The sequence below is a fragment of the Cytophagaceae bacterium genome, assembly GCA_016722655.1.
Taxonomy (GTDB): domain Bacteria; phylum Bacteroidota; class Bacteroidia; order Cytophagales; family Spirosomataceae; genus Leadbetterella.
Window position 1 is genome coordinate 103780 of the sequence record JADKIR010000004.1, and the last position, 12608, is coordinate 116387.

The 12608-nt window shown below is 34.1% G+C and carries 16 protein-coding genes and 1 tRNA gene; 6 read left to right on the plus strand and 11 right to left on the minus strand.

The features are described from left to right. Positions 1–50: 50 nt before the first annotated feature. From IPP61_01050 to IPP61_01065, 4 genes are read right to left on the minus strand one after another with little or no spacing between them, the layout of a single operon-like run. Entirely contained in the window at positions 51–341 is a 291-nt protein-coding gene (locus IPP61_01050) for a transcriptional regulator (protein ID MBL0323766.1), read from the minus strand. Beyond that, positions 338–967 (minus strand): hypothetical protein, encoded by a 630-nt coding sequence (locus IPP61_01055; GenBank protein MBL0323767.1) that lies wholly within the window; start codon positions 965–967, stop codon positions 338–340. Before IPP61_01055 ends, IPP61_01050 begins: the two co-directional genes overlap by 4 nt. After that, positions 964–1326 carry a diacylglycerol kinase family protein gene (locus IPP61_01060; GenBank protein ID MBL0323768.1) on the minus strand — a complete coding sequence of 121 codons (363 nt, stop codon included), beginning with the start codon at positions 1324–1326 and terminating at the stop codon, positions 964–966. Before IPP61_01060 ends, IPP61_01055 begins: the two co-directional genes overlap by 4 nt. Then, positions 1295–1978: a DUF1361 domain-containing protein gene (locus IPP61_01065; protein MBL0323769.1), complete on the minus strand. Its 684-nt coding sequence runs from the start codon at positions 1976–1978 to the stop codon at positions 1295–1297. Before IPP61_01065 ends, IPP61_01060 begins: the two co-directional genes overlap by 32 nt. A gap of 124 nt (positions 1979–2102) precedes the next feature. Between IPP61_01065 and IPP61_01070 the strand changes: the two genes are divergently transcribed. Then, entirely contained in the window at positions 2103–2618 is a 516-nt protein-coding gene (locus tag IPP61_01070; GenBank protein MBL0323770.1) for an acyl-CoA thioesterase, read from the plus strand. Positions 2619–2673: 55 nt separating this feature from the next. Here IPP61_01070 and IPP61_01075 read toward each other — a convergent pair whose 3' ends face one another. Next, positions 2674–3117 carry a hypothetical protein gene (locus IPP61_01075; GenBank protein MBL0323771.1) on the minus strand — a complete coding sequence of 148 codons (444 nt, stop codon included), beginning with the start codon at positions 3115–3117 and terminating at the stop codon, positions 2674–2676. A gap of 124 nt (positions 3118–3241) precedes the next feature. Between IPP61_01075 and IPP61_01080 the strand changes: the two genes are divergently transcribed. Next, a tRNA-Arg gene (locus IPP61_01080) sits at positions 3242–3313 on the plus strand. A 55-nt stretch (positions 3314–3368) separates the two neighbouring features. On the opposite strand, the gene IPP61_01085 is transcribed toward IPP61_01080, so the two are convergent. After that, positions 3369–3674 (minus strand): LytTR family transcriptional regulator, encoded by a 306-nt coding sequence (locus IPP61_01085; GenBank protein MBL0323772.1) that lies wholly within the window; start codon positions 3672–3674, stop codon positions 3369–3371. Positions 3675–4147: 473 nt separating this feature from the next. On the opposite strand from IPP61_01085, the gene IPP61_01090 reads away from it, so the two are divergent. Together IPP61_01090 and IPP61_01095 are read left to right on the plus strand one after the other, a co-directional pair. Continuing rightward, positions 4148–4723 carry a sigma-70 family RNA polymerase sigma factor gene (locus IPP61_01090; GenBank protein MBL0323773.1) on the plus strand — a complete coding sequence of 192 codons (576 nt, stop codon included), beginning with the start codon at positions 4148–4150 and terminating at the stop codon, positions 4721–4723. Further along, positions 4720–5343 carry a hypothetical protein gene (locus IPP61_01095; protein MBL0323774.1) on the plus strand — a complete coding sequence of 208 codons (624 nt, stop codon included), beginning with the start codon at positions 4720–4722 and terminating at the stop codon, positions 5341–5343. Before IPP61_01090 ends, IPP61_01095 begins: the two co-directional genes overlap by 4 nt. On the opposite strand, the gene IPP61_01100 is transcribed toward IPP61_01095, so the two are convergent. From IPP61_01100 to IPP61_01120, 5 genes are all read right to left on the minus strand, one after another. Continuing rightward, positions 5326–8046, minus strand: coding sequence for a CHAT domain-containing protein (locus tag IPP61_01100; GenBank protein ID MBL0323775.1), 2721 nt, complete (start codon positions 8044–8046; stop codon positions 5326–5328). The two genes, IPP61_01095 and IPP61_01100, sit on opposite strands and share 18 nt — an antisense overlap. A gap of 521 nt (positions 8047–8567) precedes the next feature. Further along, a complete protein-coding gene (locus tag IPP61_01105) occupies positions 8568–8753 on the minus strand; it encodes a hypothetical protein (protein MBL0323776.1) in 186 nt (61 codons plus the stop codon). An 83-nt stretch (positions 8754–8836) separates the two neighbouring features. After that, positions 8837–9403 (minus strand): NAD(P)H-dependent oxidoreductase, encoded by a 567-nt coding sequence (locus IPP61_01110; protein ID MBL0323777.1) that lies wholly within the window; start codon positions 9401–9403, stop codon positions 8837–8839. A gap of 51 nt (positions 9404–9454) precedes the next feature. Next, positions 9455–10330: a cupin-like domain-containing protein gene (locus tag IPP61_01115; protein MBL0323778.1), complete on the minus strand. Its 876-nt coding sequence runs from the start codon at positions 10328–10330 to the stop codon at positions 9455–9457. Between the two features lie 240 nt (positions 10331–10570). After that, positions 10571–11158: a hypothetical protein gene (locus tag IPP61_01120; protein ID MBL0323779.1), complete on the minus strand. Its 588-nt coding sequence runs from the start codon at positions 11156–11158 to the stop codon at positions 10571–10573. Positions 11159–11573: 415 nt separating this feature from the next. Between IPP61_01120 and IPP61_01125 the strand changes: the two genes are divergently transcribed. Beyond that, positions 11574–12083 carry a hypothetical protein gene (locus tag IPP61_01125; GenBank protein ID MBL0323780.1) on the plus strand — a complete coding sequence of 170 codons (510 nt, stop codon included), beginning with the start codon at positions 11574–11576 and terminating at the stop codon, positions 12081–12083. 90 nt (positions 12084–12173) lie between these two features. Next, complete coding sequence (locus IPP61_01130; GenBank protein MBL0323781.1) at positions 12174–12332, plus strand: lmo0937 family membrane protein; 159 nt, start codon at positions 12174–12176, stop codon at positions 12330–12332. Positions 12333–12608 lie beyond the last annotated feature (276 nt).

Consider the following 12608-nt stretch of genomic DNA (forward strand, 5'->3'; position numbering starts at 1 on the left):
CAAATTTACGAATTCTAATTTTTGAATTTCGGTAAAATAGAAATAAAATCTCAGGAGCCTTTTATGAGCTGTTCCAAAACATTAAGATGATCTTCAAAAGCCTTTTTGCCATCTATTGTAGCCGCATAAAGTGTGTTGGGTTTTCGCCCGATAAATTCTTTGGTTACAGAAATATATCCTGCGTCTTCTAGTGATTTCAAGTGTGTGGCCAGGTTACCGTCGGTCAACTGCAGCAAATCTTTGAGGGCATTGAAATTAACACTGTCGTTAACCATCAATACCGACATAATGCCCAGGCGGGCTTTACTCTCAAAGGTTTTATTAAATCGCTCCAGTATCATTTGTCATATTTTAGGTACATCAACAAACCATAAACGATATGCAGAACTCCGAAGCCCAAAGCCCAGAAAAGTAAAGAATAACCCACAAAAGCTATGCTCAATATTCCTAAAATAACTTCAAATAAACCCAGGAAATAAACATCTCTGACCGTAAAATGCGAAGCACCAAGCAATGCCAAACCATAAAAAACCAATGTGGAAGACGCGGCCAGGGTATAATTGAGCTGCTGAATAAGCACAATAGCAAAAACTGCACCTGCAAATAGTGGAATCACTAAGCTTGCAACCAATTTTTTTGACAATGGATTCCATAGCTTATCGCCATTTTTTGAAGCTTTTCTTACTGTAAAATAAATACCAAAAAACAATGCTGCCAGAAAGGTAATTATGGCTGTTTGGATTAAAAAAGTTTTAAATTCACCGGGTTCGGCCATATTTTTTGCTGAAAATATACCTGTAACATTGTAGCTTGAGGTGAGCTCAACCTTTTTAAAATATACTCTGCCAGCTCCAATCAAAGCCACTAAACCCGCAAAAACACCGGAAAGGCCACTCAGGGAAAGGAATTTTGAAGACCTCTCCATTAGATTTCGGATTTCACGAAGATTATCAAGATGCTCGTTCATAAGCGTTCTAAAATTTTGGGTAAAAAGATAATCAAACCTACCATAGCTGCAGAAATAGCAAAAAATAATACCCCGGCAGCAGCTAAATCTTTTATGTGTCCGATCACCGGATCTTTTTGGGGCGAAATTTTATCACAAAGTTTTTCGATAGCTGTGTTAAAAGCTTCGGAACCAAATACCAATCCTATTGCAAAAATAAGGAAAATCCACTCATTAGCAGAAACTTTGAAATACAGTCCGGTAATAATTACCAAAATAGCCGCCAGAAGGTGAAATTTTGCATTATTTTCTTTTAAAAAAAGCATTTTCAAACCCTGAAAAGCAAATTTAAAGCTTCGGATCATTTTCCTGATTTGCATAATTATTCAAAAATTGATTGAAAGAAAAGTAAACTCCCACCAACATTAATCCGAACACTACGGTCATCTTGATGGCAAGAGGTTCAAAAAGTTGACCTGAAACAACCTTTAAAAGTTCCAAAGGGTTTGTAAAAAGATCCCAACTATTTAATCTGATGTATCTACCCAGATAAACCCCAAATGCACTTAAAAAAAGTGACATCAGCGTGAGTATAACAGAGGTGGTTTTTCCGAAAAGTTTTTTTGAAAGTACTCTGAATATATCAACAGAATACAAACCGACCACCAAACCAGTCGTTGCAGTTAAATATATTCCCAAAGAGTCAAACCAGAGCAACTCTTTAGGTAGATGCCCCAAATGAATAAGGTCAGTAATAATGTAGGGGGAATTGGGGAAAAATAAAAGCCAGAGCAACATGAAAAAGTAAATCGAAAATTTGGCAGCAAAATCGGCAAAACCAAAAATTCGGTGGATTTTTCTGGCAAGCAAAATAAATCCAAGTGGCAAAAAAGCTAAAAACAAGTTCCAGGCAAGAAAAAAGCCTTTCGTCTCTCCGGTAAGTTTAATTCTGAACACCCACATGATCAAACATAGGACGATCAACATCAATGCAGAGATAGTTTGTGAAGAAAGAGAAAATATTTTTTTCATTAAAAGTACTTTTTGATACAAAGTAAATGATTATTTTTTTAATAAACCAAACATAATTGGAGTATTTTTTAAAATATTGGTCAATTGAAATGGGCTTTTTCTACCTTTGTACAAAAAAAGAAAGATGCCTGCTGCAAAATTTGTAAAAGAATCGACAACCATAATGACCGAAATGGTGATGCCCAACGATACCAATACACTTGGAAATCTGTATGGCGGTAACCTGATGCGAATGATGGATGTTGCCGCTGCTATTGCTGCACAAAAACATTCCAATCGTATTGTAGTGACCGCATCGGTTGATAATGTATCATTTGAAAATCCTATTCCGCTTGGAAATGTGATTACACTTGAGGCAAAAATCACCAGGGCTTTTAATACTTCAATGGAAGCGATAGTGGAAGTTTATTCTGAAAATATACCTGCCGGAACAAAAACCAAAACCAATCAGGCGTTCCTGACATTTGTGGCGGTGGACCAAAGTGGCAGACCCATCGAAATCGCCGAGGCCATTCCCGAAACTGAAAGAGAAAAAGAGCTTTTTGACCACGCCCTGAGACGCAGGCAATTGAGGTTGGTTTTGGCGGGGCGGTTGAATCCCCAGGAAGCAAGCGAACTTAAAAACTTGTTTTATTCTTAAAAAAAATGTCAGATCGAATTGCTCAATCTGACATTTCCTTAGTTTTGGATACTTTTCAGTAAGTTCCTCTTCTACTATCTTTCCTGTCTTCTTTTCTATCTTTTACGTCTTCCTTGCGGTCTCTGCGATTTTCTTTTCTGTCCAAAACATCCTCTTTGTGGTCTCGTTTATCCTCATTTTTGTCTCTGATATCCTCTTTGGCATCTCTTATGTCTTCGAGTTTATCTTTCCGACCGCCATTGTGTTTGGCATCCCAGGCATCTTCTCTTTTATCTCTGATGTCCTCGGCTTTGTCGCGTCTGTCTTCGGCACGATCACGTTTGTCTTCCAAGCGGTCCATTTTGTCTTCTTTGCGATCTCTCACATCTTCGCGATGGTCTCTGCGATCTTCACGCTTGTCTTTGGCCAGCCTTCTGGCATGTGGATTTTGAGCGAAAGTAATTGCTCCTAACAAACAAAAAATAGTGATGGCGAAAAGAGTTTTTAAATTAGTTTTCATGACTTAACTGGTTTAAATTGAAAATTGTTTTAAGAATTAATTTTGGTATTTGGATAGTATTTTTTGGGAAAGGTTTAAAAAGCGGGAGAAAAAAAATTAAATTTGCAATTCGAAAAATTTCGAAGGCTCCATAGTTTAATGGATAGAACGGCGGTTTCCGGTACCTCTGGTGGGGGTTCGATTCCCTCTGGGGCTACAAATAAGACTGGCAGAAATGCCAGTCTTATTTATTTTACGGAAAAAACTTACCCTCATTTCCCCAATCTCTCCCTCACCAAAATCCTCCGGCGGCGGGAAATGGGCAGAAAGGCATCATTGATTAATACACCCTCCGCAGTAACCTCAAAATTATGCAGGTATTGAAGGTTAATTACCTGCGAGCGGTGAATTCTGAGAAACTGGTTTTCGTCCAACTTTTCCATCACCTTTTTGAGAGTTACTGCAACAAAAACGGTACTTTGATCAACCAGATAAACCTTTGAATAATTGACGTACCCTTCCAGCCATAATACCTCATCAGGGTTAATTCTGGTTTTAGCGTTAAGATTTATCATCATCAATTTGTTTAAAAAGAAATGTGAATAAAATTTTGAATAATAATGGAAACAGTAGAAGGGAAAGTGTTCCGCCGAAGATCTGTAGCTCCCCAAAGGGATCAGCCAATCCTTTAAAAATTAAAAAAAGTGAAAGAAATATGCTGACAGAAACAAGAGAATAATACAAAAACTCATATGACTGGAATTTCTTATTACTCTGTAATTGACATAACTTCATATCCTTTTTTCATTTTTAATAACTAATTTTTCAAAAAGGTTACTAACTTTTTTAAAAAAAATGGAATTAAGAAATAGAAGCATCCTAAATGGTGATTTGTTTTATTAATGAAACTTAAAATTCGATCCCTATCAATAATTATTTCAGATTTGAAATGGAATTTTAATCTAATTCCAACAAACAAGAAGATTCTAATAATATAATTTCTAAACAGGAAGCCCAATGTTTACTTTTGACAAGACAAATAAAATCCTCTATGTCCGAAAAAACTGAACTGAAAATATTGGAATTGGTAAACTCTCCTATCGGCAGGGACAGAGAAAAAGGAGTGGAGTTGTTTATTAAAACCTATGAAGCAAAGTCTAAAAACTGGATAATAAAAAATGGGCTGAGAGACTTTGCCGATGACATCTGGATTGAGGCCGCCCACATGATGATCAGAGCCATACAATCAGGTGCTTATCAAAAATTACCCGGGATTGAACTTTATACTTACTTTCATAAAATATTAAAAGGGGTTTTAATAAAATACTATAATCGCGAACTCAAAGACAAAAATGGTGTTGAAATTGACTCCACAAATAATTCACTGATAGATACAAACACCCCGGAAAGCTATTTGCAGCTCAAGGAATTGTTGACAGCACTGGAACACTGCCTACTGCAACTCAAACCCATTGATAGAGAATTACTTAAAGAAAAAATATTGAAAGGTAAAAAGTTAATTGACCTGGTTGAAAAATATAATTTAAAAACCTACAACAACGCAAAACAGAAATATTTTAAACTAAAAAAAATGCTGATAAGCTGCTTAAACACAAAAGGAATATGAAAGAGAATATTGAACAGGACGAAAGAATTATTTCGGAATTGCTTCAAGGGAAAAAGCCTTCTGAAATCGATGAAGAAACCGAGGAAGTAAACAATCTGGCAACACTTCAAAGGAACCTCAGGTTGTTTCAGTGGTCTGAAGATGCACTGAAAGTTTTAAATAAAAACAAGAGGAAGTTTAGGGTAAGTTTCCAAAGAATCAGCATCGCTGCAGGAATTGCTCTTTTTCTAGGAATAAGCTCATTTTTAATATTTGACAAAAACTATTTTACCGACGTAGTGGTGGCCGAAAACACCCTAAGGTCTGAAAATGATCCTAATGAAAAAGTAAATCCTCAAAAAGAAGCCTATCTCAATTTTATTGATGGTAAGGCAAATTATTTTGCAGGAGATTTTGAGACAGCCATAAAATTATATCAAATGGCTCTTGAGACGCCCAATTTGAGAAACCAATTAACTGAAGCAATTGAATGGCATCTTTGTGTGGCCTATCTTCTAAATAATCAAACCAAAGAATGTGAAAACATGTTGGAAAAAATAAGAAAGAATCCAAATCCAAAATATGAAATTAAAGAAATTGACCTTTTGAAATTAAGATTTCAATTATGGCTTAAAAAATAGTCTTTTCCTGAAAATCCATAATAGATTCAGGCCAACAAAAAAGGCAAGCAAATAAGGAAGATAGATTTCCAATGGCGAAACAATAGGCTCTGTGCTGCCTATAATCTGGAAATGTGCCCAATAGAAAGGCAAGTCCCGGGCTTTTCCCACTGAAGTTTGCAAGTAAGAAAGTTTGGCATTTCTGAGAGCCTGATCTTTGGGCATGCCGCCAAGAAGATTTTTATAAAATAATGAAGTAAGAATACTCATACTTTCATCGTCAACTTCCCATAAGGTGGCAGCTACCGAAGGACAACCGGCCCAGCTTATGGCAGCAGCAAACGATCTTGCACCAAGTCCATGATAAGTTTTACCCTGATGAGTTGCACAGGCACTCAATACCACAAGAGGGGTCTTAATATCAAAATTTCTGATTTCACTGGCAAATAGTCGGGTATCAGAAGGTCTTTTTGAATTAAAAAACAAATAGGGATCATTATTTTCACCAATGGAAGCATGAGTGGCAATTATTAAAGGACTTGATGAGTTATTCTGAAGTTTATCAGTAAATAAAGATTTTGATGCCTGATAATTGTAAAAGTTTTCAGACTTGATTCCTTTTATTTCAGCAGTACTAAATCTCAAGGGCTTCAATCCTGAAATCAAATCTTCTGATTTAAAAGCAAAAGGAAATAAGGCAACCCATTTTTTACCGGACCAGTTGAACTCTGAGGACCTTTGCTTATTTAATTGTAAACTCGAGGTATATGAAATAGCCACATTTTCTATTAAATATTTACCTGTTTTGCCATTTTTTAAAATATCAAAACTTATGTCGAAGAATTTGTTGTCCGGATTGAGCATTAATTTCTCATAACTTTCCCATTTAGGGATAACCCTATTTATTAATATTTCAAATAAATATTCAGAAGATTTGATGGCTGTAAAACCCTCATAAGGCGAGGGAACACTCGTGAGCTGGGTCCTAAGCTCTTCAAGATTTTTATCAAAAATTTTGCTGTTAATCAATAGCTTTTTCATCCAGGTGTGGCGACTGTTTTTGCAAAAAACATACAACTCCTCCCCCATCAGAATATAATTTACATAGATTGCATTTTCAGGAATCTCAACTTTCTCGCTTTGATTCAAAATTCTATCTGAAAGTGATTTATTGATTTTTGAAAACTGTGCCCACAAATCCTGCACTTTTGTTTCATATTTTATTATTTCATCAGCTAAAGACTTATCATTCAACGACTTCAAATAACTTAAATAAGCTTGATTGGCTTGAATTTTTATCATTAAACTGTCGGATTTTTGATTTCTTTTTGTGCTTTTCAATAAAAGTGGGTCAGTTAAAACCACAGATTTTGCTTCTTCAGCATAGTCAAAAACTTCATTAACCAGATCTCTATTTTTCGGATTTTCGTAAACTAAATTAAAACCCAGTTTAACCACATCTTTATATACGTCATGATATTTATGGGTAAATAAAACTTTAGAATCCATATTTTCCTGAAATTGTCTTATTTGCTTGCCCAACTTTATGGACTTAACTTTAAAATTGTAAGCCAAATAAAGGTCTCTTGCAGCTTTTTCAAGAATATATTTTTGTTGATAAACCCCTCCTATTTTATTAAGAATCTCAAAAAGTTTAAGTCTGTGAGGTTTAATATTTTCGACATTGAATTTTTCCAGATTATCCCCGGGAAACAATACATTAAAGGCATCTTTATAACTTTCCAATGACTTATTAAAATCTTTGATTTGGTAAAAATATGCCCCCCAAGCCATTGCTTTATAATAGTCAACCTCAATGTTACCGGTTTTATCAGGAAAAGATTTGAGGATTTTTTTTACATTTTCTACTTTGCCAAGGTTAAGATAATTTTCGCATTTATCAATTTCCGACATCTCATAATATTTAAAAATGTCATTCAGATTCTTGCCAGAATCCTTGGCCAGGTTAAAATGCTCAATGGCTTTTGTATCTTGGGATAACCTGGTATAAAAATATCCCAACATATAATAAACTTTGGCCTTTTCTGTAGGGTTTACAAATTTGCTTTTTTTAAAAAGTTCCAGCAATTCCTGATTTTCCATTATCCCTTTTTCATACTCTCCGGAGAAAGCATAAATATTTGATAAAAGGCTGTTAGCTCTGGCATAATGTATAGGATTTTTAAGACCTTTCGCAATCCTGGCTGCATTTGACAACATCACCCTGGCTTTTTCAAGGTCAAATAGTTCAATCAAAAAATATGCATAATTGATATAATAGTAGGTAACAAATAATGGGGTTTGTTTCGAAACCTCAGGATTTAAACGCAGGATTTGTGCGGCAGTCTCAAAGCTTGAGGCAGCTTGGTCGAATCGATATAGTTTATGATAACAGGGTGCTGAGGCACTAATTAGCCTGAAAGTAACTGAATCATTCCTGATATGCTTGTTTTTCATTAGGCTAAGCCCATCCTGGCAAACAGATAGTGCCTTATCAAAATCGTTGATATTAAAATATGAGCCACATAAATCGGCTCTAATGATATTCTCCCAGATCCAATCACCAGATTTATGTGCTTCAATCAAGGCTTTTTCATAGTTTCTTAAACCTTTTGGAGCGTCTATGGATGCAATTTTGTTACCCTTTTTCCAATATTCAATGTAACTCTGCGAGTATAGATTAACACTGAAAAGTAAAAATAAAATTAGTTTAAAGTGGCTCACTAAATCTAAAATTGATAATGGTTACAAAGCTATTTTTTAGTCCCTTTTTCAAAAAGTTCTAATATTAATCAATTATAAATAAATGACAAACTATTCGGTTTTTAGTCTATAAAAAGAGTAGATACAAAATTGTTGAATTATGTATTTGATTTTTAACCAATAAGATTAAATCTTTTGATTGGAAAATTTCTAATAACGAAAACAGAAAACCTAAATAAGAGATTACTATTCAGTGCATTAAACAAATGTCTTCCTAATTAAATTTTATGAAATTCTGAAGGGAGCATTAGGTGTTTTTAAGCAAAAAGGATATGGAAACTTTACAAAATGGAAGAAGGTTTGGGGGAAAAGATCAATAATTTGATTATTGTTTCCAGAAAAATCATATGGAGTTATTTTTTTAACTGCACTGCCCCAATATTACCCAAATTATAATAAAAACAATGATGGTACCGAAGCAGCCTCCACCCAATTTTTTGGCACCATATCCTGATATTAATCCTCTGAAGATATTGTTCATATTACACCCGATAATTCATTAAGGTATTGAAAAGTCCAAGAATTTTCAATATCCAAATAATGACCGCAATCACAACAATAATATTCAGAATCTTCTTGATTTTGTCGTCCATTGGAATGTAAGTATTGACCAACCAAAGCAGAAATCCAACTACGACGATTACAAGTAAAAGATTAATTAATGGCATAATTTTAAAATTTTTATTTGATGTAAAATTGGACAGATTTTAAGTCAAAAGTTTTACAAAATTATTTTAATGATTTTCAAAATTCACACTTTGAGCGACTTTGATTTGTCAGCTTTGATACACCATAATAGCTCTTTTATAAAAACATCCGCTAGTTTTTCACTTATTTCTTTGTCGAGAGGTTCTCCGGTTTCCGAATAACTTTTTTCGATATTTGGCACCGAAAACTGCTCTGTTTTGGTCCAGGCTTTCATTTTCCAAAGAGTAAATTGCAATGCCATCAGTACTTGAGAACCTCCAAATGGACCCGCAGAAACCGTCGCAATACCTACAGGCTTATGTCGCCATTCTTCATACAAAAGATCAATCGCATTTTTTAAACTTGCCGGAATACCGCCATTGTATTCGGGTGTCACGATGATGATTCCATCTGAGGATTTGATTTTTTGTGAAAATTCAAGAGCATTTTTAGCCTGATTTTTTTGCTTTTTCAAAACTTCAGTAAAAATCGGGAAGTTGTATTCCTTCAAATCCAGGATTTCAGTTTTTGCAAGTTTATTTTTCTCTAGAAAATTTTGAAAAAATAATACAACCCGATGGCTCTTGCGGTCAGTTCTGATACTGGAAGAAATAATAGAAATATTAAACATGAAAATCTTAAAATACAGATTATTAATTATTTATATAAAAAAAATTAAACCCTACGCTTTTTGCATTCTCAACACAGCTTTTTCTGCACGCTGATTTGCAATCTGTTCTTTCCTGATTAGCCAACTTTTGCCAAAGGTTTTTCCAATCAATTTATCCAAAGGCATTTTGATAGAAACATTGACCAGACCTTTTACTTTCTTGCTAAAATCCGGGGCTATTTTTCTATAACTCACCGAAAAACTATTGTCTAAGTAAGTGATATAATGCCAATAACCGCTCGGCATAAAAATAGAATCCCCATGTTCAAGTACACATTCATAACCTTTTACATGTGCCAGTGCAGGATATTTTTGGTAGTCGATATTTCCCAGGTTTATGAGCGAATATGTGTTCAGAGGCAAACAATAAAGCAAATCAGAATATTCTGGACCAACCAAAACTACCTTTTTACGGCCACCAAAATGCGTCAAAAGCACGTTTGACATATCAATATCATAATGTATCCTGACGGTGGTATCTTTTCCTCCAAAAAATAGATAACCCATTTTATCCATCACTCCGCTAAATATTTTCGGACAGGGAAATTCGCGGCGAAGCAGTGGGTTGTGTTTATAAAAATCAAACAGAAATATCCTCAAATCGGTTTTGGGATTAGATTCCAGTGTCGAAATAAAATCAGATAGTTTCATTTTCAAATCAGGTGAAGTGAGTGCCGAACCTGCACTTTTTTTGTTTTTATTATCAAAAACCCCCACTTCTACATCGCCCATGGTGTCTTTAAAATATTTCAGTGACCACTTTTTTCCTGCAATCTCATACTCCGTCAGGCCTTTTATTACTACCGGTTTTTGAGGAAAAAAATATTTATCATTGAAATCTTTCTTTCCCAAAAAATCTATCACATCTATTTTTAAAGATAAATCCATGGTATTTTTTATTGAGGATAAGTAAAAAGGAAAGAACCCTTCTTTCCAGCATTTACAAAAATGGGAGGTTTTAGTTGCTCATCCTTTACAGAATTGTGGGAGAGATTTACATAATTGCCACATTATGAAAACCAAAAAGTATTTGTTGAAAACCGGAGCGATGATTGTTTTTTTAGTGTTTTGAAATAAAAAAATCCTTCAGATTTAATTTTCTGAAGGATTCTCTGAGCTAAAATAATACTACCTTAACCTTGTAAAAAATGCAACATCACCAGCCATGTTTACTTCCATCACCAGCTTTTTGTTGTCTTTCCTTAATTCTACAAAATAATTATCTGAGTTTGTAAAATCTTGATTATAAAGCGTTACATAGCTACTGACATTATCCATTCCGTCAAACATAATCACGTCGCCGACTGTGTAGCTTTTGTAATTATCATTGATTTCATTTTGTGCTTTCATTGGCAAATCCATAAATGATTTGACACAAGTAGTGCCAATTAACTTGTTGTCGGTGTTGTAATAGGCAGTAGTTACCACCCCATCTTTTGTAAATGTACCTTCATCCATTCTTGGGGCAATTTCCCATTGCACATCTGTGGTTTGACCAAAATCAGCCGCAAACTGATCTTTCGAGCGTTGGCTAACTTCACTTCCCAGAAGTTTCCTCAAGGCTTTTTTGTTTTCTAGTTTTTGTTTGTTAAGCATGGCTTCCTGCTTATCTAATCGGGCGATTTCTTTTCTATAATAAGCTTTTTCTTTGCTTTGAGCCATTGCTGAAGCTATAATAAAAAATGAAGCGAACATACAGAGCATTAACTTTTTCATATTTATATTTTTATTGAGCAACAAAGGTGGATCATCGCATTCTATAAAACCTTATACATTTTTAAGATTGATTTGTGAAATTCACACATTTACTAAATCATAAGGGACTTATTTCAATGGAAAAAGCTATGCTTTTTTATGTTCAATATTTTTATTTCCCAAAATGAAAATGCAAGAAAACAATATTTTAATGCTTCCAAAAACAAATCTGAATCAATCAATTTTTTCATGTCAAATTCAAAATTGTATCTCAACAAGCCAAGCTGAAAATAAAGTGTGAATGTTACAAAAATTACATTTTTATGTGTAACACTAAAACCTGCATGTTTCTCACCTTTGCTGAGTAATTTTTTATTTTAAATCAAAAAAACATTTAGATAAAATGCTGATTTTCAAATCAAACAAATAGAAAAACATGAAAAAATTAATTTTTGTTTTCGCATTTTCAATTCTTGGATTGGTGCCAATTACAACAAAAGCACAAGTCAGAGTTGGGGTAAATTTTAACTTTACTACGCAACCCATCTGGGGCCCGGAAGGCAATGATTACGTCAATTATTATTATTTGCCGGACATTGACGTTTTTTATAATGTACCCAAACATCAATATGTATATGTAAAAAATGGCAGATGGACGTTTTCCAGATATTTGCCCTATCAGTATCGTAACTACAATCTTTATAACGGATATAAGGTAGTTATTAATGAAGATAGACCATACAGGAATGCCTCCATGTACCGCACTAAATATGCGACCTACAAAGGTAATTCGCATACTCAAATCAATATTCGTAATAGCAGGGATACCCGATATTATGAAAATCGAAACCACCCTGAACACGCCAATTGGGCAAGAGAACATCGCCCACAGAAAAAAAATATTCCGGCAAAAAAAACCAATAAAAACAAAGGTCGAAGACAGTAAACTCCATTTAGTTTTTATCTATGAATTGGGTTGAATAACGTTCCTGGAAAAGCACAATTTTTATTTTTTTTAACTTCTAAAAATTTTATCATGAGCAATTTACTTTACCTTATCGCAATTATTTTAGTCCTGTTTTGGGCTGTTGGATTCTACGCTTATGGAGCAGGTGGCATCATTCATGTTTTACTTGTCATCGCTATTATTTCTATTTTGCTAAGGATAATTTCAGGAAGAAAAATAATAAAATGACACTTTGATTGAATTCGAATTTTCAAAACATTTTCTAACATCAAAAAGCACATTCAAAAAATGTGTTTTTTTTCATTATAAAGAAATAAGGTTATTATAGTAAGCTGAAAAATACCCCAATTTGTAAATCTGAAAAAACTAATCTCCTCATAATGAACATACTTTAGACTTAAAATTGAAGAAATTTAGATCGGAACTAAAATCAACCATAAAAAATCTCTTCATTTTTAAAGTAAAATTCCCTCCCATTCGTCTCCTATATTATGGAGCATGAAT